The organism is Chitinimonas sp., from assembly GCF_041904975.1.
Taxonomy (GTDB): Bacteria; Pseudomonadota; Gammaproteobacteria; order Burkholderiales; family Chitinimonadaceae; genus Chitinimonas.
In genome coordinates this window covers 1-20694 of sequence record NZ_JAYRLZ010000045.1, presented here as the reverse complement: position 1 = coordinate 20694, position 20694 = coordinate 1, and the positions used below count along the sequence as shown (strand labels likewise).

Below are 20694 nucleotides of genomic sequence, written 5' to 3'. Positions count from 1 at the left end.
AAAAGTCTCATCTGATGCAGGCATATGAGTCGTCCGGCTTTGCCAAGGCCAGCAACAAGATGCTCAGTCATATCGCCGATCTGCAGGCGTTTTATGAGCAATACAGCCTGATGAATGATGACACCATTACGCCCGAGCAAAAGGATGCCAAATTCAAATTGCTGTTCAAAAAGCACACCGAAATGACCCGTCTGATGGGTGGTGGTTGATTTACGATCCGCAATAATCCCTCGCAGTGCGCGGGTGAATGCAATGGTCCCTCTTGTTTTGATCCAACGCCCGGCCCTGTCGGGCGTTTTTACATTGGCTTTGCGAGTCCTGCTTTTATGCTGCCCCTATTATTGTTAGTGCTATCAAATGTATTCATGACCCCCGCCTGGTATTGGCATTTGAAAGGCGGCATGAACAAGCCGCTATTCATGGTGGTGCTCATCAGCTGGGCAATTGCCTTTGTCGAGTATTGCCTCGCCGTGCCGGCCAACCGCATTGGCTATGCCAGTGGCTGGACGGCCGGGCAGCTGAAGGTGACCCAGGAAGTCATTGCCCTGTTGGTGTTCGGCGTATTCATGGTGGTGGTACTGGGTGAGCCGCTGCAATGGCGGCACGCAGCAGCCTTTGCCTGCCTGCTGGCGGCGGTGGCTTTCATGTTTGTCGGAAAGTAGCCGCGGCGATCGATCAAGCGGCTGGGCAAGGGGTGCTAGTGCCCGCTTGCAGCTGAATGTCGAGTGTGCCGCTGCCGGCCTCGTTTTGGCGGATAAGCCGGGTGATGTAGCCGGCTTTTGCGATGCACCAGTCCCAGCGATATTCAACGCGACCATGCAGGGCCAGCACCTCGGTTTGCCATTCAGGGTGGGCCGGGAAATACGCCAGACCGTCGCTGCCGGTTTCGACAGTCTGTCTTGCGCTTTCGATGCCTGATGGCAGGCTGCGCCTGATCACCCTTACGGATGCCGCTGCAATCGGCCGACCCTGAGCATCGCTGACCTGTACCACGGTGGCATGCTGCAAGGTTCGATATGCCGGGTAGGGCAGGCAGGCTGACAGCAGCAGGCAGATGGGCAGCAGGCGCGCGGCTTTCATGGCGTGATACCTTGCGAAGCGCTGAACAAATCCCCTTGCGCGCCAACCGCGCGGTTCCCCCGAGGAGGCGGGGGCGGAGGGGGTGGAATGGTACAGCGAGGAATCAAAAACTTACCCTCTGCCGCCTAAGTCCCGGACTTTCCGGGACCGGCGATGCTGGTTGAAAACTCGTTCTATTCAGCGCTTCCCCAGGAATGGTTGCGAGGCGCTGCTTACAAGCGGCGCCCCACTGGACTTACTGAATGCTGATGGTTTTGCGATTGTCGGCCGAGACGCGATCAATCATCAGGTTGTAAGGGTCAATGCCGACTTCGTAGGGCTTTTCTTTCACGGTTACGGTGAGGACGGGATCGCCACCACTCAAGCGCCGCTTGTCGTGGAACAGCAGGCGTTCGCTGCTTTCCTTGCCGTCTGCACCCCGCGCAAAGACGGCAATCTCTACCGGCTCGTCGTAGCTACGCGCCTTCTCCTTGCCCTGGCCATCCATTTCCAGCTTGGCCTGGTGCAGCTTCATGGTGACATCCCACTGGCCATCGGCACGTTGCTTGGCGCTCGCCTCGCTTACCCGGTTGTCGTAGAACACGATCTTTTCAAACAGATCGGTGATCAAGGCTTGTTTGTCGGCAGGCGCCTCGGCGCGGATGTATCTCAGCAGATCGAGCGAGGTCGGGTAGGGCGCTGACTTGAAGGCAAATTCGCCAAGGAAGTTGCGCAGGGCCTTGTTCAGCGCCGCTTCGCCGATTTCGTCACGCAGGCGGTAGAAGATCAGCGCCCCCTTGCGGTAATGGATATAGGGCTGGTTTTCCACCTTGTACAGCGGCAGCTCCTCGATCAGCTCGCCGCCACGGTTGCGCAGATAGTTGTCGAGCTCATGCTTGAAGAACTTGCGCATATGCTCGCGACCATAGGCCTTCTCCATCACCATCAGGGCCGAATACTGCGCCAGCGATTCCACCAGCATGGTGCCGCCCTGCATATCGGCTGCCGCTTCCTGATGGCCCCACCATTGGTGCGCCATTTCATGGGCGGTGACAAAGTAGACATAGTCCACATCGTCCTTGTTGCGCAGGTCGGCGATAAAGCCGATGTCTTCCGAGAACGGAATGGTGTTGGGGAAAGACTGCGCAAACGCCGCGTAGCGCGGGAACTCGAGAATACGTACCTGCTTGTGTTGGTAGGGGGTGAAGTTGCTGGTGAAATAGTCCAGCGACTTTTGCGTGGCCGTGATCATGCGGTCGACGTTATAGCCGTGCTTTTTGTCGTAATAGATCTCGATCGGCACACCCTTCCAGTCGCCTTTCTTCACTTGCCAGTCGGCCGAAAGATAGGCGAAGAAGTTGAGAATCGGCCGGTCCATGGTGTAGTGGAAGTAGCGCCGGCCGTTTTCCGTCCATTCCTTTTGCAAATAGCCCGGTGCCAGGGCGATCTGGTCGCTGCTGGTGGAGACGGTAGTGTCGAAGTTGATCCAGTCGGCACTGTCACCAAAGCCGCTGTTCTGGCGCGCTGATGCGTCTTCCAGCTTGGCGGCACGTTGCGGCTCGCCCAAGCCACGCTTGCGCCGCTCGTTGCGATCCTGCAATTCGGCGCTGGCGTTGTAGCCGAGCATGGGAAAGAACTCGCCATTATTGAAGAACGTGCCGTTCAGATTCACCGTATTGGGGCTGCCCTTGTTGGTGAAGCCGGGGTTGCGTACATCCACCTGGAATGCCAGCTTCAGGTGCTCGCCCGGTGCCAGCGGCCGGGCCAGCTTCAGGATGCGAAAGCCCTGCGTGGGGTCATCCAGCGTGACCGTATGTGGCGGCAGCTGGCCAAGCACGGTCTTGACATGGCGATCCGGGTTCAACTGCAGGCGCAGGCTGTCGATCGGCTGCTCGAGCTTGTTGACCAGCAGATATTCGCCTTCGATGGCAACACGGCGTTCAGCCGGGAAGATGTCGACCTTGGCCTTTACATCGGTAATGCGCGGTGTCGGCAGGCCTTTGTAGCGACGGTATTGCTTCTCGTATGCCGCCTGGCGGTCCATCTGGGCGTCGCCCGGCAGGTATTCGTTGATCACATTGGTGTTGTAGAAAATCCAGCCACCGGTGCCGGTAAAGGCGGCCAGCGTGGCACCTAGTGCCAACCCGCTGCGGCCAGCCAAGCGCTGGCGCGCGAGCTGCAGACGGGTGTGACGTTCTTGCGACACGCCGCGCACCCAGAAAGCTTGGGCAATAATCAGGCCGGCCACGGCAAACAGGCTCCAGTACAGCGCATACCAGGCCCAGCCGCTCAGGAAGTGGCCATAACCATTCATATCGGAATACTGCAGCTGCGGCAGGCTAGCAATGTTGTACAGGTTATGGTCGAAGTGCAGCGTGCCCATGACGATTTGCGACACGATCAGCACGATCATCACGCCGTAGCCGATGAACTTGTTGTTGAGCAATACCTGCAGCACCAGAGCGATCAAGCCGAGCAATACAAACGGCAGCGCTTCGATCAGCGCCCCCTTGAGGTAAAGCAGGGGTTGCAGCGCCACGCCGCCCTTGAACAGCTGGAACAGCATGGCACTGATCACGCCGGCCAGCAGAAAGCCAGCCACCACGCCGGTCATCGCCAATGCCTTGGCCAGCAGTGGCACCCAGTTCGGTACCGGCATTGCATCGGTCACATCGGCGATCTTGGCCTGCCGCTCCTTGAATACCAGCTCACCGGCATAGAAGGTGGTGATGATGACCAGCATGAAGCTGAATGTGCCCGACAGGGTCTGCAGCATCAGCCGTGTTACTGGATAGACCTTGGTGCCATACATCTCGCCGGCAAACCAGGATGAGGTCATGTAGTTCATCACGCCAAACAGCAGCATGACCAGAAAGGGCACGCTCTTGAACACCATGGCGGCATCGAAGCGCAGCACCGCCCAGCATTGCGCCCAGGCAGTACCGGCGCCGATTTGCGGCACCACCCGGCGCAGCGGGCCCGTCATGCAGGGGGCTGCGCTGGACACTGCGGCCTTGGTCTTGCCGAACAGGCTGCGGCCAGTGCCGGCGCGCTGCGGTTTGAACAGCAGCACGGTGGCGCCAAAGAGGCCAAGGCCGATGCTGCTCCACAGCAAGCGGTTGTACAGCAGGAAGCTGTTGATGACGGGCAAATGGTTATTCGAGTCGGCCACCGAGTAGTAGCGGATCATCCGGCCAAAGGCGCGGATGCCGAACGGGTCGAGCAAGACTGACAGCCATTCATTGTTGACATTGCGGGTGAGGGCGCCAGCCACGGTCCACAGCACAAAGAAAGCCATCACCCCGACATACACCATCAGCATCGAGCGGGTGGTGGCGGCCAGCAGCATCAGCAACGCGCCGATAAACAGCAGATTGGGAATGACAAACACGGCAAAGCCAAACAAGAACGGCGCCATGCTGACCGGGCCGACGCGGGCCGCATCCACCCAGGGCATATGCGGGCCGATCAACAGTCCGATGGCGACCAGCGCAAATATGGCCAGGCATGCCACCAGCCCGGCGACAAAGCGGCCGATCAGGTAATCGTGCTTTTTCATCGGCGTGGCAAAGATCAGGTCGGACATGCCGAATTCACTGTCACGCAATACCGAGCCGGCGATAAAGATGGTGACGACAAACATGCCGAGTACGGTAAATACGCCGAGGAACTGGGCGATGACGGTTGGTGCATTGCGATGCACATTGCCGATGGCGCCGCCGACCTGGATGGCGTCGGAGGTGCTGGCGCCAAAGGCCATCATGCCGAACAGAAAGGCGGCCACCCACAATAGCGGTTGGCGCAACTGGTAGCGCAAATCAAAGCGGAAGAATTCTAGCCACATGGTTTGCTCCTCAAGCTGCAAGGGCTGCGAGAGGGGCGCCGGCATCATGCTGTGGCGCCTTGAGCATGGCACCGTTGTGCTGGCGCAGCTTGAGGAAATACACGTCTTCCAGATCCGGTTCGACCGATACAAAGCCTTCTTCGGGCTGGCTGTCGGCAAATACGCTGATCTGCGGCAGGCCGCCGACCAGGCGGCTGGTCAATACATCCATGCTGGCCTGGTACTGCGGCAAGGCGGCCTTGCTGACGCGCTTTTGCCAAACCTTGTGGCGTAGCGTATCGATGGCACTTTGCGGCTCGCCCTGCAACAAGACCTGGCCCTTGGCGATCATCGCCATGCGTGGGCACAGATCGGTGACGTCTTCCACGATATGGGTGGAGAGAATCACCACCACCTGCTCGCCGATTTCGGCCAACAGGTTCAGAAAGCGGTTGCGCTCTTCCGGGTCGAGGCCGGCGGTGGGCTCGTCAACGATCACCAGCTTGGGGTCGCCGAGCAGGGCCTGGGCAATGCCGAAGCGCTGGCGCATGCCGCCCGAATAGGTGCCAAGCTTGCGCTTGCGGGCATCCCACAGATTGGTCTGGCGCAGCAGACCCTCGACGATTTCGCGGCGCTCGCCGCGCTGGGTCAGGCCTTTGAGGATGGCAAAGTGGGTGAGCAGGTCTTCGGCGCTGACCTTGGGGTAGACGCCGAAATCTTGTGGCAGATAGCCGAGCTGGCGGCGCAAGGCTTCCTTGTCCTTGAGCACATCGAGCTTGCCGAAACGGATGCTGCCGCTATCGGGTTCCTGCAAGGTGGCAATGGTGCGCATCAGCGAGGACTTGCCGGCGCCATTGGGGCCCAGCAGGCCGAACAGGCCGGTAGGGATGGACAGCGACACGCTTTTCAGTGCATGAACGCCATTGGAATAGGTTTTGTTCAGGTCGGTAATGGTCAGCATGGTTTCTCCTTGAGCCTGTGATGCCACAGGCGGAGAACTTAACCAATTTGTACCGAGTCGTGCCGGAGCGATGCGATGGAATGGCGAAATCGCGGGATTACTGCAGCATATCCGTCACTGAGCGTCAGCTGCGGCATTGCCGGTCCATCGACTGGCAATGCCGCATGGCGGAGCCGCTAGGCGGCCCGCTTCATCAGTAACACCGCATTGCTGCCGCCAAACGCAAAGGAATTGCTGATGGCAGCCTGCAAGTCTGGCGCGGCGATGCCGGTGCCGCGCACCAACGGTACGGTACAGGCCGGATCAGGCTGTTCGCAGTGGGCGGTGGGCGGGATTTCTTGGTGATGCAGTGCCAGCGCGGTAATGGCGGCTTCGAGTGCACCGGCGCCGCCAAGCAGATGGCCATGCATCGACTTGGTCGAGCTGACCTTGAGCCGATCGAGGTGCTCGCCCCAAGCTTGCTGCAACGCCTCGCATTCCACTACATCGCCCACCTTGGTGGCGGTGCCGTGGGTATTGCAATAGCCGATGTCGGCCGGGCTCATCTGCGCCTGGCGCAAAGCCTGGCGCATGGCACGCACCTGGCCGGCGGCATCGGGCTTGGTCAGGTGACTGGCATCGCAGCTCATGCCAAAGCCGGCAATCTCGGCATAGATGCGCGCGCCGCGCGCGCGGGCCAGGTCGGCTCGCTCCAGTACCAGCACGGCGGCGCCTTCGGCCAGCGCGAGACCGCTGCGATCGGTACTGAATGGCCGGCAAGACGTAGCGGGTTGCTCGGCATCCGGTGTGGCGAGTGTCTGCATCGCCTGCCAGGCGCGTACCACGCCGGGCACCAGCAAGGCTTCGCTGCCGCCGGCAAAGGCGATATCGATATCACCACGGGCAATGGCGCGAAATGCCTCACCGATGGCGATCGCCGACGAAGCGCAGGCAACCGAGTAATTGAGCACCGGGCCATGCACGCCAAAGCGCATGGCGATATGGCCAGCCGGCGCATTGGCCATGCTGGCTACGACCGATAACGGCGATACCCGTGGCTTGGGCGAGAAATGCCCGGCGTAGGCCGATTCCAGGGCTGCCGCACCACCCATGCCGCAGCCAAGATAGACGCCGCCTTCGGCAAACGCGGCTGGCTCCAGCGCAGCATCGCTGCGGGCGAGGTCAGCGGCGGCTACGGCAAACTGGCTGACCCGGTCCACGCCCGACAGTTGCAGCTTGCTGAACCAAGGGCTGCAATCAAAATCGACAGCGCCAGCGGCAAGCGGCTGATCGAAGCCTTGCTCGGGGCCAAGCAGGCGCAAGCCGGATCGGCCTTGCATCAGCGCGGACCAAACCTCGTCAAGATTCTGGCCCAATGGGCTGATCAGGCCGATGCCGGTAATGGCGACAGCGTAGCTCATGCGGCGGATTCGGCGAGAATGCTGTCCACCAGCGCCGCCAGGGCATTCAGGTTGGCAACCTGGGCGCGCTCTTCCGGGATTTCGATCTTGAAGTGTTCTTCCACCGAAAACAGCAATTCGACCTGGCTGAGCGAGTCGAGGCCGAAGTCGGCCAGGCCTTTTTCCGGCGCCAGCTCTTCAATGGCAATGCCGTATTTTTCCACGATCAAATCCTGCAATTGCTTCAGAGTGCTTGACATACGAGATCCTGTTCCAGAGTGGCATCGTTGACGGGTGTGGCAGCGGCGCGCGCCGCCGCTGCGCCATGCCGACGCATAAAGGCGGCCATCTCGCGAATGACCTGTTGCCGGTCATTGTCGAGGGTAATCATGTGGTAGCTGTTTTCCAGCACGGTGAGCTGCTTGTCGGCGCAACCCAGTTCTGCCATCAGTAGTTGCGGGCTGCGCAGGCTGGTGACTTCATCTTCACGGGCATGCAGGATCAGGCAAGGCATGCGCAGGCTGCCAAGTGCATTACGTACCCGGCGGATCAGTCGCTCGGCTTCGTGAATCGCCCACAATGGCAGCTGGGCGGCACCTGCGCTCGAGTGCGCCTGTTGCTTCATCTCGCGGGCAATCCATTTGCGGATCTGCGGGTTTTTCACGCCGAACGGCTCGCACTCGTCGATCTTGATCCAGTTGCGCAAAAACGGCAGGCGATAGCCGAGGTGGCGCAAAGGTAGCCAGCGCGACAGGCCCCAGCCGTCGTAATACAGGGTGGGCGAGAGCAGCAGCAAGCCGGCAACTCGCTCGGGCATTTCCTCCGCCAGCGCCAGCGCCAGCACGGCACCAATGCATAGCCCGCCAATGACAACCGGTCCCTGCGCGTCGCTCAGCGCGATCAGCTCACGTCGTGCGGCGGCCAGCCAGTCCTGCCAGCGCGAAGCAGCCATGCCTGGCGTGAAGCTGTAACTGGATAGCTCCGGGGTGTACAGTTCCAGTCCGTCGCGAGCCAATGCGGCGCGCACCGTGGCAAATTCACCGGGGGTGCTGATCAAGCCATGCAAGAGCATGGCCGGGCGCGGCAGTTGTGGTGTCAGATGTGTCGACATGGATACAAGTTTTTACAATATTTCGCACATATTAGCGTGTCAACCTTAAACATGGCTGAAAACGGCAATGATAATTCTACTGGTTGAAGATGATGCGTCCTTGCAGCGCGGCTTGCTGCGTGCCTTGGAGGACATGGGGCATCAGGCGGTTCCGGCAAGCGATGGCGAACACGCCGACACGCTATTGAGCGCCGAACCCTTCGATCTGGTGGTGCTGGATCTGGGCCTGCCCAAGCTCGACGGACTGGAAGTGCTGCGCCGCTTGCGTAACCGTCGCAAGTCGACGCCGGTGCTGGTACTCAGTGCCAGAGATCGCACTCAAGACCGGGTGCACGGCCTCAATAGCGGTGCAGATGATTACCTGAACAAACCATTTGATCTGTCTGAATTCGAAGCGCGGGTGCGCGCCCTGCTGCGACGCGGCCAGGGGGCGCAAACCCGCGTCGGTATGCTTGATTGGTCGTGGGAGTCGCGCCAGGCCAGCATTGCTGGCGAGCCCCTGGTGCTGTCGGCCAAGGAGATCAGCCTGCTGGAGACCTTGTTGCAGCAGGTAGACCGGGTAATCAGCAAGGAAACGCTGAGCCATCGCCTTGGTGATGTCGATATGGCGGCTGGCGACAATACGGTCGAGGTGTATATCCACCGCATGCGCCGCAAATTGGCCAGCGCTGGCCTTGAGATCATAACCGTGCGCGGTGTCGGCTATCTGCTGCGCGAGACTGCCGATGCGCGGTGACTTTTCGCTGCGCGGCGCGCTGACCCGGCGCCTCCTAGTGGCGCTGATGGTGCTGGGCAGTGGCGGCGCGGTGGTGACCTATCTGCTCACCAGCAGCTATGCCAACCTGGCCTATGACCGTGCCCTGCTTGATACCGCAGTAAGCCTGGCTCAGCAGATCTCCTTGAGCGAGGGCAAGGTCAGGCTGGATCTGCCGCCGCAGGCCAAGTCGCTGCTGGAGGCCGACCAGAGCGACAAGGTGGTGTACCGCGCTACCGATCTCAATAGTGGCCGGGTGCTCGACCAGAATGCCAATCTTGGCGATCTGGCTGCCTTGTCTGGCCGGGTTGATCAGCCCAGCTACCGCGATGCGCACAGCGAGATGGGCACCCTGCGTGTGGTGGCGCTGCAGCAGGTGTTGAGCAATGGCGACCGGGTGCTGATAGAAGTGGGTGAGACCCTGCACAAGCGCAATCTGCTCAAGCAGGAAATCGTGATCGGCCTGGCAGTGCTGGTGCTGGCGATGGTTACTCTGACTGTTGGCCTGGTCTGGCATGGTACGGCGAATGCGTTGGCACCCTTGGAGGCGCTGGAGCTGGAGGCGGCGAGCCGCTCGCTCGACAATCTGGCGCCGCTCAGTCCCGGCGGGGCGCCGCGCGAGGTACGTGGCCTGATTGATGCGATCAACCGCCTGATGGAGCGGCTGGCCGCCTCGATCGGTTTACAGCAGCGCTTTACCGCCAATGTGGCCCACCAGCTGCGCACTCCGCTTGCTGGCCTGCGTTTGCAGGCGCAGCTGGCGCTGAAAACCGATGAGCCGGCGGCGCAGCGCGAAGCACTGCTTGCCATCGAGCGCGATGCAGCGCGCACCAGCCATATCGTCGACCAGCTGCTGAGCCTGGCGAAGGCCGAGGTCGATGGTGGCCGGGCGCGCGAAACGCTCGATTTGGGCGAGCTGGGGTTGGGCGTGGTCAGTCGCTATGTGCGCAAGGCGCTGGATCGGCATATCGATCTGGGCTTCGAGGGCGTGCATCGCGGCGTGCTGGTATCGGGCTATCCGGCTTTGCTGGAGGAGCTTCTGGCCAATCTGGTGGACAACGCCATCCTGTACACCCAGTGTAGCGGCAAGGTGACCGTACGGGTTTTGGCCAGTGAGCGCGTGTGCGAGCTGCAGGTGGTGGACAATGGCCCAGGCATTGCCGAAGAGGAGCGGCAGCAGGTGTTCCAGCGCTTCTTTCGCGCCGATACCTCGGCGCGCGAAGGCGCGGGGCTGGGTCTTGCCATCGTGCATGAAATCGCCGAACGCCATCGGGCGCGTGTCCTGATCGAGACCGGCGAGCAGGCGCGCGGCTGCCGCTTCCGCGTGTTGTTCGACCAGGCATCGGCTGCCGATGGTGCTTGAAGTGCGCAAACTGCAGGTGCGGTGTTAGCCGCGAAACCTTCTATTCCCTGGCCTGTGGCGACCGCTGCCTGGCCGCTGTATACCCCGACCGATCGATTTGTCGGGCTGGCATCAAGCCGGTGTTTCCTGCGCATAGAACGCCAGAAACATATCGACGGCCGAGGCGACCAGCTGGGCTTGTTCCGACGGTGCCAGCTGTGGCTTGCCCATGGCGATCTGCGGCCAGAAGGCCAGCGCTTTGAGCTGGCCCAGCAGCTGATGACCAGCCAATACCGGGTCGAGCGACTTGAGTCGGCCATCGGCCAGGGCGGCGCGCAACCAGACGATCACCCCTTCCTCGCGTTCGCCCAGCCGCGCCAGCATATCGCGCGCACGCTCCGGGCTTTGCAGGGTTTCCGCCAGGGCGACGCGCGCCAAGGCGATGAAATCAGGCTCGGTAAGCATCTGCATCTTTTGCTGCAACAGCGCCAGCAATTGCGGCCGTAGCGCAAGTTTGCCGTCATAGGCTGCCTCATCCTGGGCCGTGCTGCTTTGCCAGAGCTGGAGCAGGATTTCTGCGAACAAGGCTTCCTTGCTGGGAAAGTGGTTATAGACGGTGCGCTTGGAAACGCCGGCGCTGGCAGCGACCTGGTCCATGCTGGTGGCGTTGAAACCGCCGCTGCGAAACGCCTCGGTGGCGGCGTGAATGATGGCAGCGCGCTTGCGGTCGGTGAGGCGTTGGCTGTTGTGCATGGGTCGATGGTTCTGGATAAAAACGAATTTTACACTGAGCGGTTTACTTTGCCCTGGATTGAAATTACACTCGTTAGTGTAGTTTTTGCTTAGCCATCCTTCCCGAGCCGCCATGACACCCACCGATCCGACATCTGCCGATTTGTCCCGCCCCTCGATCCGCCTGGCATCGGGTCGCTTTCGCAATGGCCGGCCACGGGCAGCGTCCGGCTTGCTCAAGACTTTGCAGATTGCCTGGCGTTTTGCCTTTCATAAGCCCGCCAATACCGTGCCGGCCGAGCCGATTGCGCTGGAGCCGATCAGCGCCGATCAATTGCTGGCCGCGCCGGACAATAGTGTGGTGCGACTCGGGCATTCGACCGTGCTGCTCAAGCTGTGCGGCGGCCTGTGGCTGACTGACCCGGTGTTTTCCGAACGCGCCTCGCCGCTGCAATGGCTCGGCCCGCGCCGCTTTCATGCGCCGCCGATTTCCATAGCCGCATTGCCGCCGATTACCGGCGTCATCCTGTCGCACGATCATTACGACCATCTCGATCATGCATCCATCATGGCTCTGGTCGACAAGGTGCAATACTTCGTTACGCCGCTTGGTGTTGGCGATCGCCTGATTCAGTGGGGTGTGCCGGCGGCCAAGGTACTGCAGCTGGACTGGTGGGAAGAAACCCGCTTGGCCGGCGTGCGGCTGGTCGCCACGCCAGCCCAGCACTTCTCCGGCCGCGGCATGCTCGATACCGATGCCACGCTTTGGTCATCCTGGGTGATCGAGACCGATGCCTGCCGGGTGTTCTTCAGTGGCGACTCCGGCTATTTCGATGGCTTCCGGCACATTGGCGAGCGCCACGGCCCGTTTGACCTGACCCTGATGGAGACTGGCGCCTACGATGCACAATGGCCGGATGTGCATATGCAGCCGCATGAAACGGTGCAGGCACATCTTGATCTGCGCGGAAAGCAATTGCTGCCCATTCACAATGGCACTTTTGATCTGGCCATGCATGCCTGGGACGAGCCATTCGAGCGTATTGCAAGCCTGGCAGCCGAACGCGGGGTGGCTTTGAGCACGCCACGCATCGGCGAGCTGGTGACGATCGGCAAACCACCGGTTTCGCGGCTGTGGTGGCGCGAAACAGCGCCGCTGATATCGGCGCTGGCGACCTGAACTTGCCGATGATTTGCCTGCCATTTGTCGGCTTGCGGCAGGGCAGGGAGGATGAGTCGCAGTAGCTCACTATAGTAAACGGACGACTGAGCAGGCACGTATGGGCGGTGCGTGAACTAGCTCGAATAATCTGCAGTACGGTTACTTGAGTGAGGAAATCCATGTTCGACGACAGTTTGATCCTGTCACGGCCGGTTATTCTGATCGTCGACAATACCGTTTCCACCGTGCAGGACCTTGGTGCTGCGCTGGAGGAGGTCGGCGAGTTGCTGCTGGCGGCCGATGCCAGCCAGGCCTTGCAGATAGCCCAGCAGCGGCGGCTCGATCTGGTAGTGCTGAACATGGGCCTGCCGCAGTCCGACGGTTATGCCCTGGTCGAAGCGCTGCGCCACCAGCCGTACACGGCGCACGCCGCCTATATCCTGGTTGGCCCGCAAGACAGCATTGCACTGGCGCACACCTCGCCGCACAAGGGCGGGGTAGATTTCCTGACGACTCCCATCGATATCGACACCTGCAGGCTCAAGGCGATCAGCCGGCTATCGCTAAAGCGCCGTTGCGAAGATATGGCCAGAGTGCGGCGCGACCTCGGCCAGCTGCTGCAGCGCTTGCCGGCCTTGGTGGCCTATCTGGATGGGCAGGGTTGCGTACGCTACTGCAATGATGCGGCGGGCGACTGGTTCGGCATTCCGGCGGCCAATATGCTTGGCCAGCCTTTGGCCAAGCTGGTTCCGGCCGAGCTGCTGCTTGCCCTGGAGCAGCCACTGCAGCGGCTGGGGGCGGGTGAGCCCGCTTCGCTTGAGGTAGCCATGCCGCGCGGCCCGGCTACCTTGCATGCGCATATATCGCTGGTCGCCAATGCTGGCGGGCCATTGGCCGGGGTATTGCTGCTGATGGTCGATATCAGCGCCCGCAAGGCGGCCGATCTGGCGCGCTTGCAGGAAAAAGACGGCTTGGCGATGGCGCTTAACTGCATAGGCGATGCGGTGATCATGACCGACGCGCGTGGTCTGGTGAGCTATGTGAATACCGTCGCCGAGCAATTGACCGGTTGGGCCGAGGCGGATTCGCTTGGTCGGCCCATCGAGCAGGTTATGCCGCTACTGCAGGCGGCGGGCGGTGCCGCCATGACCAATCCGGTTCGTCTGGCCCTGCGTGGCCAGCGTATTGCCGGCGCGGCCATGAGTGGCGTGCTGCAGAGCCGCTCGGGGGCCTGCCGCTCGGTCAAGGATTCGGCGGTGCCGGTATTGAACCAGCAGGGTGATGTCAGCGGTGCCATCATCGTGTTCCAGGACATCAGCGAGGCGCGCGCCATGGCCTTGAAGGTGACACATCTGGCTCACCACGATGCACTGACCAATCTGCCCAACCGCCTGCTGCTACTGGACCGGGTAGACCGCGCCCTGCAGGTGGCGCGGCGTAATCGCACCGCCATCGCGGTGATGTTGCTTGATGTTGATCATTTCAAGTTCATCAATGATCTGGTGTCGCACTCGGCTGGAGATACCCTGCTGCAGCAGGTGGCGGCACGGCTGCAGGCGCAATTGCGTGCCAGCGATACCATCAGCCGCCAAGGTGGCGATGAGTTTGTCGTCTTGCTACCGGAGATCCGCTCCGCCGAACAGGCCGGCCTGATCGCAGAAAAACTGCTGGAGGCGATGCGGGCGCCGTTTCATCTGGGCGACGCGCGATTCAATCTGACCATCAGCATCGGCATCAGCCTGTTTCCGGACGATAGTGACGACCATGAAACCCTGCTGCGCCATGCCGATGTGGCGATGTACCGCGCGAAGCAAGATGGCCGTAACCGCGCGCGCTTCTTCTCGGCCGAACTGGAAGACCAGGTGCTGAGTCGCCATCTGCTGGAGCGGCATCTGCGTGATGCCATGGCCAGCCAGCGTTTTGAAGTGTTTTACCAGGCCAAGGTGAATGCGCTTGACGGCAGCACGGTCGGGGTGGAGGCCTTGATCCGCATGCGCGATGGCGAGGGCAGGCTGGTGTCGCCAGCGCAGTTCATTCCGCTGGCCGAGGAGACCGGCCTCATTGTTCCTATCGGCAAGATCGTGCTGGAGCGCGCCTGCCAGCAGGCACAGCAGTGGCGCACGCAAGGGCGCGAGATCAAGGTGTCGGTGAATATCTCGGCGCTGCAGTTTGTCGATGAGGATCTGCTGCACACCATTGCCAGCATACTGGATGACACCGGCCTGCCCGCTGGCTTGCTGGAGCTGGAGATCACCGAAGGCACCCTGGTGGAGGATGCCGAGGCGGCGCAGGCCACCTTGCTGGCGCTGGCGCAACTCGGCGTCACCGTGTCGATCGACGATTTCGGCACCGGCTACTCCAGCCTCGCCTATCTGAAGCGCTTTTCAGTGCATACCTTGAAGATCGACCAGTCGTTTGTGCGCGAAATGCTTACTGACCGCAGCGATAGGGCCATCATCCAGGCCATCATCACCCTGGGGCAGGCGCTGGGTCTGAAGCTGGTAGCCGAAGGGGTGGAACATCAGCAGCAGGCCGATATGCTGGTGAGCATGGGCTGCCATGTCATGCAGGGCTTTCTGTACAGCCGGCCGGTTCCGCCGGCCGAACTGGACCTCGATCACGGCGTTGTCGCCTGAGTGGATTGCCAACCCCGGGGGCGATGAAGCAATCGACTTGCACGCTAAATGCGCGCTAGCGTTGCTGTTCCTCGACTACCCGGCTGGCAGGCTGTCGCGCGCCCTTGTGCAATGCGGGAGTGGAGCGAGCGGGGTCGCTCCACGATCAATCAGCAAGCTAACACCTGTGTCCCGAGGCCTGTGCAGAAGAAAGAAAACCCGTTTCGTTCAGCGCTTTACTAGCCAAAACGCAGCTTCATCACCAGCACTGCGCCAGCCAGCACAAAGGTGAGCGCGTTGTACAGCACCACCGGCAGCGAACCGATCATCAGGCCGTAGGCAAACCATAGCGCGACGCCGGCCAGCAGGATCAGATACATCGCCAGCGAGATATCGCGCGCATGGCGGGTGCGCCACACGCTGATCACCTGCGGAACAAAGGCTGCCGTGGTGCAAAAGCCGGCTATCATGCCGATCAGGGTGCTGGCGTCAGTCATGGCCATCCTTGCGGTAGAGGTAGTACTGCTCATTGCGATCGCCAGCACGGCTGCCATGCCATACCTGCTGCCAGCCGGATGGCGGACTGAGCGGCTCGCTATCGGCCTGGCGCAGCAGCCATTCGCATTCGGCGGACTCGGGTCGCTGGCGCACGGTTTTCAGACCCAGATAGTAGTGAAACACCGCACGCTGGCTCGGGTAGAGCGCCTCGCTGGCAACGCAGCCGCTCTTGGGCAGCATGGGGGCCATCTGGCTGGCCAGTTGCTGGTAGGCATTGCGGGTATCCACCCATTCGGTGGCAAAGGCCATCGCCAGGCCCCAGCAGGCTGCCATGCCGGCCGCCCAGTTGGTAACCGCCTGGCGGCCCACCGGCCGGCGTCGCGATACGGCCCACAGCCAGGCGATGGTCAGACCCAGGCCGAACAGCAAGCCGGTAAGCGAGAAATGCGGAACGAAGCCGGGCGCAAGCGCCATCGCCCGCCCCGCCAGTTTGGCTGGCACACCCAGATGCAGGGCGCTCCAGGCCGCCCAGAGCGAGGCGATCAACAGGCCGAAGCTCATGACGCCAAGCCAGTTGACAAAGGCCGATGCGCCACGCCGGAGCACATCGAGCCCGACCGCACCGATCAATGCCAGAGGCGGCAGTAGCAGCAGTGCATAACCGGGTTTCTCCTGGCGCGAGATCAGCAGAAAGAACAGGGTGATGGCGACGGCCATCAGCGGCAGCTGAAACCGGGGCTGGGCCAGCCGGTCCTTTTGCATCCACAAGGTAGCGCCGGCCAGAAACCAGCCCGGCCAGGCAAACCAGGGCAGTAGCTTGAGATAGAAACCGAAGGGGTGAAATGCCCCGGGCGCGGCAAAGCCGCCGAGAAAGCCGAGCGCATGCCAGTCCCACCATTGCTGGAACGCTTGCGGATCGGCATGGCTCAGCGCCAATGGCCAGGCAGCGACCAGCGGCACCCCCAGGCTGCTGGCGATGACCAGGGAGGTGGAAAAGCGCGATTGCCGCCAGTGCTTGAACAGCAGCAAGGACAGCGCCAACAGCAGCAATAGCCCCGCATCGGCCAGGCTACCCGCCAGGCCGCACAGTGCCAGGCAAAGCCCGAGCAGGGCTCCGGCGTGCAAGGGGGCGCGCGGTGCGCGTATCAGGGCAAACAGCCCCCAGGCCCAGCCCGCCAGCACGGCGGTATCGGCCGACAGCATATGGCCCGGCAGCAGCAGTCCGACCGAGCCGAGCAAGATCAACACGGCGCTGCGGCCATGTCGCCGCCCGATCAGCGCCCGGCCAGACATGCCGGTACCCCACAGTGCGAGGGCGGTAAACAGACCGGTGGCGAGGCGTGCGCCATCATGGATGGCCAGACCAAGGCACTGGCCCAGCCAGGCGCAGGCTGCAGCCAGCCAGTAGAACAAGGGCGCGCGCTCCACCCAGGCCTCTCCGGCCAGAAGCGGGGTAGTGAGCGGGGCGCCATCGAGCAGATGGCGCACGATATCGGCAATCACCGTTTCATCGGGCTTGAGCGGCTCGCGGCCGAACAGGCCGGGGATCAGCCAGACCAGGCAAAGCAGCAGCAACAGCCAGGGGCGCTCGGTCGCGCTGGGCAGATCCTGCTCGTGTGGCGGGGTGTAGGTGAGCATGGCAAATTCAGGACCGGGGAAGGCGAGAGTTTAACAGCCGAGCGGCCGGTACCGCTGCAGGCAATGGGCAACAAAAAAGGCAGCCGAGGCTGCCTTTTTGCGATGCGAGCAAGCTTACTTCTTCTTGCTGAACATGGCGAACTTGGTGTTGAACTTGTCGATACGGCCGGCGGTGTCGACGATCTTCTGCTTGCCGGTGTAGAACGGATGCGATTCCGACGACACGTCCAGACGAACCACCGGGTATTCATTACCGTCGGTCCACTTCATCTTTTCGCCACCGCGCGGAACCATGGTGGTACGGGTCAGGAATTTGAAGTCAACGCTTGCGTCGAAGAAGATGACTTCTTTGTATTCTGGGTGAATGCCAGCTTTCATTTCGGGGGTCCCTTAGCTAAAGGTGGGCCTGGGTTGTGCAGTGCCCGGTCTTACGTAGAAAAGTTCGCGATTATGCGCGATAGCCTGTTGATCGGGCAAGCAAAATTGCGCGGGCTAGTTCGACTGGTGGTCGGCATCGCGCCGGCCGGCCTCGTCGTTCAGCGCGGCAATAGCCGGGCCGAGCGCGTGTTGCAGGTACTGGAACACCGCTGCAACGCGCGTGGTATCACGCAATTCCGGGTGCATCAGCAGCCACAGCGTCGTCTGGCATGCATTAAGGTTCGGGCCGATGCGCTGCAATTGCTCCGACTGCTCGCCCAGCAGGCCGGGCAGCACGGCTAGCCCCATGCCATGCCGGCACGCTTCGCGCGCAAGGCCGAAGCTACCGGTACGATAAGCCAGGCGATCGAGCGGGATAAGGGTTTGCAGCCAGCGCAAGGTGCGGTGTCCGCTATGGCTGTCGTCCAGACCGATCCAGTCGTGCTCCGCCAAGGGCCGTTCGCCGCTGCGTGCCAGGTAGTCGCGCGCACCGTAAACGGCGAAAGTCAGTTCGGCGATATTGCGGCCGATCAGGTAGTCGGGGGGATTGCTGGTAGGACGGATGGCAATGTCGGCATCGCGTTGCGACAGGTTGGCGGAGCGGTTGTCGACGGTAAGCGTAAGTCTGATGTCGGGATAGCGCAGGCGGCAGCCGGCCAGAATCGGTTGCAGCACAGACAGTGCAAGGCTGTCGGTGGTGGTGATGCGTACCTGCCCGCTGGGTCGGAGGTCGTGTCCGGCCACCTTGAGCAGGGCTTCATGCGCCGTACGATCCAGCACGGCACCTGCCTGTACCAGGGCGTCGCCGGCTGGCGTGGGGCGATAGCGGCCGTTGCTGCGTTCGAACAGACGCACCCCCAGTCTTTGCTCCAACTGATTGAGGCGGCGAAACACGGTGGCGTGATTCACGCCCAGCCGCTTGGCGGCACCGGCCAGTGAGCCGGCTTCGCCTATCCACGCGACCAGGCGCAGGTCATGAGGTCTTCCATTGCTTGCAATTTTGCAAATCAAGCTACGATGTTTTGCGGATTGTACCGGCAATTTTGCAAGATTAAGCTGGCTTCCTTCGAACCATTTACCAAGGAGCCAAAGATGAAACCCTATTTGCTGGGCATTGCCCTTACTGCCGCCTTGGCCATGGGTGTGCAGGCTGCCGAACCGATCTGGGACGGAAACCAGGTGCATATGGTCAGTGAAAAACTCGGTGATGGCGTATTTGCCTTTTATGCCGATAACGCCAGCGAGCTCAACCACCATGGCGGCGCGGCGGCTACCAGCGGCGGGCTGATCGTGGGCAGCAAGGGCGCCTTGCTGATCGACAGCATGCTGAACCAGCGTCTCAATGCCCAGGTGCAGGCAATGAGCGCGCAGCTGGGGAACAAACCCCTGCTGTACGCCGTGAATACCAGTGCGCATGGCGACCATAGCTACGGCAATATGTACCTGCCCGCCAGCACGCTGGTGATTCAGCATGCGCAGACGCGCGAGTTTGTCGAGCAGCATCTGGCTGACGACAAGGCCTTCATGATCGGGCATTTCGGCGCTGGCCGCGGCATTGAGGAGATCAAGGCGCGTACCGGCGACTTGCTGGTGCCGGCAGGCGGCGCGCTCGAGATCGATCTGGGGGGCAAGACGGTGGTGGTGAGGGACTTCGGCTTTGCCCAGACCGGCGGGGATCTGTGGGTGTGGGACCCGCAAGCCAAGGTGCTGTGGAGCGGCAATCCGGTGATTGCCGGCAAGCCGGCGCTGCCCTGGCTGCTCGATGGTCACTTGGTCGCCACGCTGGAAACCCTGCAGCGCGTATATGACTTCTTGCCCGACGATGCGCGCATTGTTCCCGGCCACGGCGTGCCACTGCGCAAGGCTGACCTGAAATGGCATATCGACTATCTGGCAACCGTGCGGACGCAGGTGCAGTCTGCCATCGACCAGGGTCTGACGCTGGAGCAGACGGTGCAGCGGGTAACCATGCCGCAATTTGCTGGCTATGTGTTGTTTGCCTGGGTGCATCCGGGATTGAATGTACCGGCGGCCTATCGTGATTTGTCGGGCGGCGCTGCTGCCCGGCCTTAATCTGCTGAATTGGCCGGGCCTGATGGTGCCGGCAAGCGCCCGCAGCTGCCCGGCTGGCCGTATCATGCGTCCCCGACTCGCCAATGGCAGGAACAAACATGCATAAAAACCGACTTGAAGCATTCAGTGATGGTGTGATCGCCATCATCATCACCATCATGGTGCTGGAAATCAAAGTGCCGCATGGCGAGCACCTGGCCGACTTGCTGCCGCTGTGGCCGGTGTTTCTCAGCTATGTACTGAGCTTTTTGTATGTCGCGCTGTACTGGAACAACCATCACCATCTGTTCCATGCCGTCAAGCAGGTCAATGGCGGCATTTTGTGGGCCAATGCCAATCTTTTGTTCTGGCTGTCGCTGATTCCGTTTACGACCGGCTGGATGGGCGAAAACCATTTCGCGCCGCTGCCGGTGGCCGTGTATGCGCTCGATCTGCTGCTGTCGGCGATCGCCTACACGATATTGCAAAAGCAGATCATCCGCTCGCAAGGGCAGGCTTCCGTGGTGAAGGCGGCGGTAGGCTCGGATGTAAAGGGCAAGCTGTCACTGGCCTGCTATCTGCTGGCCATCCCGCTGGCCCTGGCGGGTTTGCCCCTGGTGGCGGGTGTGCTGCTGTTTGCCGTTGCCTGCATGTGGCTGGTGCCGGATCGTCGCATCGAACGGCAGCTCGGCGTCGGCGGGCCATAGGGGAGACGCGGCGGGCGCCTGCGCTGTTACGGCGTGGGCTTGCGCCTGTTGCAAGCTGTCGGCATGCCTCTGGCGCGCCAAAAAAAAGCGCCCGGTGGGTCCGGGCGCTTGCTGCCAGCTTGTCTGCAGCCTTGCCATATCGGCTTAGCGGCGCATCGAGTCGAAGAAGTCGTTGTTGTTCTTGGTGGCCTTGAGCTTGTCGAGCAGGAATTCAACCGCTTCGAGCTCATCCATCGGGTAGAGCAATTTGCGCAGCACCCAGATCTTTTGCAGCTGTTCCTGCGGAATCAGTAGCTCTTCGCGGCGGGTGCCGGAACGGTTGACGTTGATGGCCGGATAGATCCGCTTCTCGGCCATGCGGCGTTCGAGATGCAGTTCCATATTGCCGGTGCCCTTGAATTCTTCGTAGATCACTTCATCCATGCGGCTGCCGGTTTCGGTCAG

Annotated in this window: 19 protein-coding genes and 1 pseudogene; 8 read left to right on the top strand and 12 right to left on the bottom strand. The window is 61.6% G+C overall.

Going from position 1 to position 20694, the window contains the following annotated elements; translation table 11 throughout:
* A partial coding sequence (locus ACE3OH_RS06730) for a hypothetical protein (protein WP_374349870.1) occupies window positions 1-209 on the top strand: 209 nt, incomplete at its 5' end.
* Between the two features lie 117 nt (window positions 210-326).
* Entirely contained in the window at window positions 327-662 is a 336-nt protein-coding gene (locus ACE3OH_RS06725) for a DMT family protein (RefSeq protein WP_374349867.1), read from the top strand.
* Between the two features lie 13 nt (window positions 663-675).
* Here ACE3OH_RS06725 and ACE3OH_RS06720 read toward each other — a convergent pair whose 3' ends face one another.
* The 6 genes from ACE3OH_RS06720 to ACE3OH_RS06695 form a co-directional block, all read right to left on the bottom strand.
* Complete coding sequence (locus ACE3OH_RS06720; protein WP_374349865.1) at window positions 676-1080, bottom strand: hypothetical protein; 405 nt, start codon at window positions 1078-1080, stop codon at window positions 676-678.
* Between the two features lie 235 nt (window positions 1081-1315).
* The gene (locus ACE3OH_RS06715) at window positions 1316-4903 is read right to left on the bottom strand and encodes an ABC transporter permease/M1 family aminopeptidase (protein ID WP_374349862.1); all 3588 of its coding nucleotides are present in this window, start codon (window positions 4901-4903) and stop codon (window positions 1316-1318) included.
* A 10-nt stretch (window positions 4904-4913) separates the two neighbouring features.
* A complete protein-coding gene (locus tag ACE3OH_RS06710) occupies window positions 4914-5843 on the bottom strand; it encodes an ABC transporter ATP-binding protein (protein WP_374349859.1) in 930 nt (309 codons plus the stop codon).
* 176 nt (window positions 5844-6019) lie between these two features.
* Window positions 6020-7243: a beta-ketoacyl synthase gene (locus ACE3OH_RS06705; protein ID WP_374349857.1), complete on the bottom strand. Its 1224-nt coding sequence runs from the start codon at window positions 7241-7243 to the stop codon at window positions 6020-6022.
* Window positions 7240-7482 carry an acyl carrier protein gene (locus ACE3OH_RS06700; protein ID WP_374349855.1) on the bottom strand — a complete coding sequence of 81 codons (243 nt, stop codon included), beginning with the start codon at window positions 7480-7482 and terminating at the stop codon, window positions 7240-7242. The genes ACE3OH_RS06705 and ACE3OH_RS06700 overlap by 4 nt, the downstream gene beginning before the upstream one ends.
* Entirely contained in the window at window positions 7467-8333 is an 867-nt protein-coding gene (locus ACE3OH_RS06695; protein WP_374349852.1) for an alpha/beta hydrolase, read from the bottom strand. Before ACE3OH_RS06695 ends, ACE3OH_RS06700 begins: the two co-directional genes overlap by 16 nt.
* Window positions 8334-8400: 67 nt before the next feature.
* Here ACE3OH_RS06695 and ACE3OH_RS06690 point away from each other — a divergent pair, with 67 nt between their 5' ends.
* Together ACE3OH_RS06690 and ACE3OH_RS06685 are read left to right on the top strand one after the other, a co-directional pair.
* Window positions 8401-9069 carry a response regulator transcription factor gene (locus tag ACE3OH_RS06690; protein WP_374349849.1) on the top strand — a complete coding sequence of 223 codons (669 nt, stop codon included), beginning with the start codon at window positions 8401-8403 and terminating at the stop codon, window positions 9067-9069.
* Window positions 9059-10450 (top strand): sensor histidine kinase, encoded by a 1392-nt coding sequence (locus ACE3OH_RS06685; protein ID WP_374349846.1) that lies wholly within the window; start codon window positions 9059-9061, stop codon window positions 10448-10450. Before ACE3OH_RS06690 ends, ACE3OH_RS06685 begins: the two co-directional genes overlap by 11 nt.
* 111 nt (window positions 10451-10561) lie before the next feature.
* Here ACE3OH_RS06685 and ACE3OH_RS06680 read toward each other — a convergent pair whose 3' ends face one another.
* Window positions 10562-11182 (bottom strand): TetR/AcrR family transcriptional regulator, encoded by a 621-nt coding sequence (locus ACE3OH_RS06680; protein ID WP_374349843.1) that lies wholly within the window; start codon window positions 11180-11182, stop codon window positions 10562-10564.
* A 112-nt stretch (window positions 11183-11294) separates the two neighbouring features.
* Between ACE3OH_RS06680 and ACE3OH_RS06675 the strand changes: the two genes are divergently transcribed.
* Both ACE3OH_RS06675 and ACE3OH_RS06670 read left to right on the top strand, forming a co-directional pair.
* Window positions 11295-12341 (top strand): MBL fold metallo-hydrolase, encoded by a 1047-nt coding sequence (locus tag ACE3OH_RS06675; RefSeq protein ID WP_374349841.1) that lies wholly within the window; start codon window positions 11295-11297, stop codon window positions 12339-12341.
* A 161-nt stretch (window positions 12342-12502) separates the two neighbouring features.
* A complete protein-coding gene (locus ACE3OH_RS06670; protein WP_374349839.1) occupies window positions 12503-14959 on the top strand; it encodes an EAL domain-containing protein in 2457 nt (818 codons plus the stop codon).
* Between the two features lie 218 nt (window positions 14960-15177).
* Here ACE3OH_RS06670 and ACE3OH_RS06665 read toward each other — a convergent pair whose 3' ends face one another.
* The 4 genes from ACE3OH_RS06665 to ACE3OH_RS06650 all read right to left on the bottom strand — a co-directional run bounded on the left by ACE3OH_RS06665 (window position 15178) and on the right by ACE3OH_RS06650 (window position 18502).
* Window positions 15178-15435 carry a SemiSWEET transporter gene (locus ACE3OH_RS06665; protein ID WP_374349837.1) on the bottom strand — a complete coding sequence of 86 codons (258 nt, stop codon included), beginning with the start codon at window positions 15433-15435 and terminating at the stop codon, window positions 15178-15180.
* On the bottom strand, window positions 15428-17074 hold the full coding sequence (locus ACE3OH_RS06660) for an ArnT family glycosyltransferase (RefSeq protein ID WP_374349835.1): 1647 nt from the start codon (window positions 17072-17074) through the stop codon (window positions 15428-15430). The genes ACE3OH_RS06665 and ACE3OH_RS06660 overlap by 8 nt, the downstream gene beginning before the upstream one ends.
* A 114-nt stretch (window positions 17075-17188) precedes the next feature.
* On the bottom strand, window positions 17189-17452 hold the full coding sequence (locus ACE3OH_RS06655; RefSeq protein ID WP_374349830.1) for a type B 50S ribosomal protein L31: 264 nt from the start codon (window positions 17450-17452) through the stop codon (window positions 17189-17191).
* A gap of 114 nt (window positions 17453-17566) precedes the next feature.
* On the bottom strand, window positions 17567-18502 hold the full coding sequence (locus ACE3OH_RS06650) for a LysR family transcriptional regulator (protein WP_374349827.1): 936 nt from the start codon (window positions 18500-18502) through the stop codon (window positions 17567-17569).
* 81 nt (window positions 18503-18583) lie between these two features.
* Here ACE3OH_RS06650 and ACE3OH_RS06645 point away from each other — a divergent pair, with 81 nt between their 5' ends.
* Window positions 18584-19564, top strand: a complete 981-nt coding sequence (locus tag ACE3OH_RS06645) for an MBL fold metallo-hydrolase (protein WP_374349824.1) — start codon at window positions 18584-18586, stop codon at window positions 19562-19564.
* Window positions 19565-19662: 98 nt separating this feature from the next.
* Window positions 19663-20250: a TMEM175 family protein gene (locus ACE3OH_RS06640; protein ID WP_374349822.1), complete on the top strand. Its 588-nt coding sequence runs from the start codon at window positions 19663-19665 to the stop codon at window positions 20248-20250.
* 144 nt (window positions 20251-20394) lie between these two features.
* Here the strand turns inward: ACE3OH_RS06640 and rho are convergent.
* Window positions 20395-20694 (bottom strand): annotated as a pseudogene (gene rho / locus ACE3OH_RS06635) (transcription termination factor Rho); the annotation flags it as partial.

Coding starts and splice junctions, on each gene's coding strand:
- ACE3OH_RS06665 (WP_374349837.1), bottom strand. CDS start 15,435: ATGACTGACGCCAGCACCCTGATCGGCATGATAGCCGGCTTTTGCACC.
- ACE3OH_RS06675 (WP_374349841.1), top strand. CDS start 11,295: ATGACACCCACCGATCCGACATCTGCCGATTTGTCCCGCCCCTCGATC.
- ACE3OH_RS06655 (WP_374349830.1), bottom strand. CDS start 17,452: ATGAAAGCTGGCATTCACCCAGAATACAAAGAAGTCATCTTCTTCGAC.
- ACE3OH_RS06695 (WP_374349852.1), bottom strand. CDS start 8,333: ATGTCGACACATCTGACACCACAACTGCCGCGCCCGGCCATGCTCTTG.
- ACE3OH_RS06715 (WP_374349862.1), bottom strand. CDS start 4,903: ATGTGGCTAGAATTCTTCCGCTTTGATTTGCGCTACCAGTTGCGCCAA.
- ACE3OH_RS06690 (WP_374349849.1), top strand. CDS start 8,401: ATGATAATTCTACTGGTTGAAGATGATGCGTCCTTGCAGCGCGGCTTG.
- ACE3OH_RS06680 (WP_374349843.1), bottom strand. CDS start 11,182: ATGCACAACAGCCAACGCCTCACCGACCGCAAGCGCGCTGCCATCATT.
- ACE3OH_RS06710 (WP_374349859.1), bottom strand. CDS start 5,843: ATGCTGACCATTACCGACCTGAACAAAACCTATTCCAATGGCGTTCAT.
- ACE3OH_RS06670 (WP_374349839.1), top strand. CDS start 12,503: ATGTTCGACGACAGTTTGATCCTGTCACGGCCGGTTATTCTGATCGTC.
- ACE3OH_RS06705 (WP_374349857.1), bottom strand. CDS start 7,243: ATGAGCTACGCTGTCGCCATTACCGGCATCGGCCTGATCAGCCCATTG.
- ACE3OH_RS06645 (WP_374349824.1), top strand. CDS start 18,584: ATGAAACCCTATTTGCTGGGCATTGCCCTTACTGCCGCCTTGGCCATG.
- ACE3OH_RS06660 (WP_374349835.1), bottom strand. CDS start 17,074: ATGCTCACCTACACCCCGCCACACGAGCAGGATCTGCCCAGCGCGACC.
- ACE3OH_RS06640 (WP_374349822.1), top strand. CDS start 19,663: ATGCATAAAAACCGACTTGAAGCATTCAGTGATGGTGTGATCGCCATC.
- ACE3OH_RS06700 (WP_374349855.1), bottom strand. CDS start 7,482: ATGTCAAGCACTCTGAAGCAATTGCAGGATTTGATCGTGGAAAAATAC.
- ACE3OH_RS06720 (WP_374349865.1), bottom strand. CDS start 1,080: ATGAAAGCCGCGCGCCTGCTGCCCATCTGCCTGCTGCTGTCAGCCTGC.
- ACE3OH_RS06685 (WP_374349846.1), top strand. CDS start 9,059: ATGCGCGGTGACTTTTCGCTGCGCGGCGCGCTGACCCGGCGCCTCCTA.
- ACE3OH_RS06725 (WP_374349867.1), top strand. CDS start 327: ATGCTGCCCCTATTATTGTTAGTGCTATCAAATGTATTCATGACCCCC.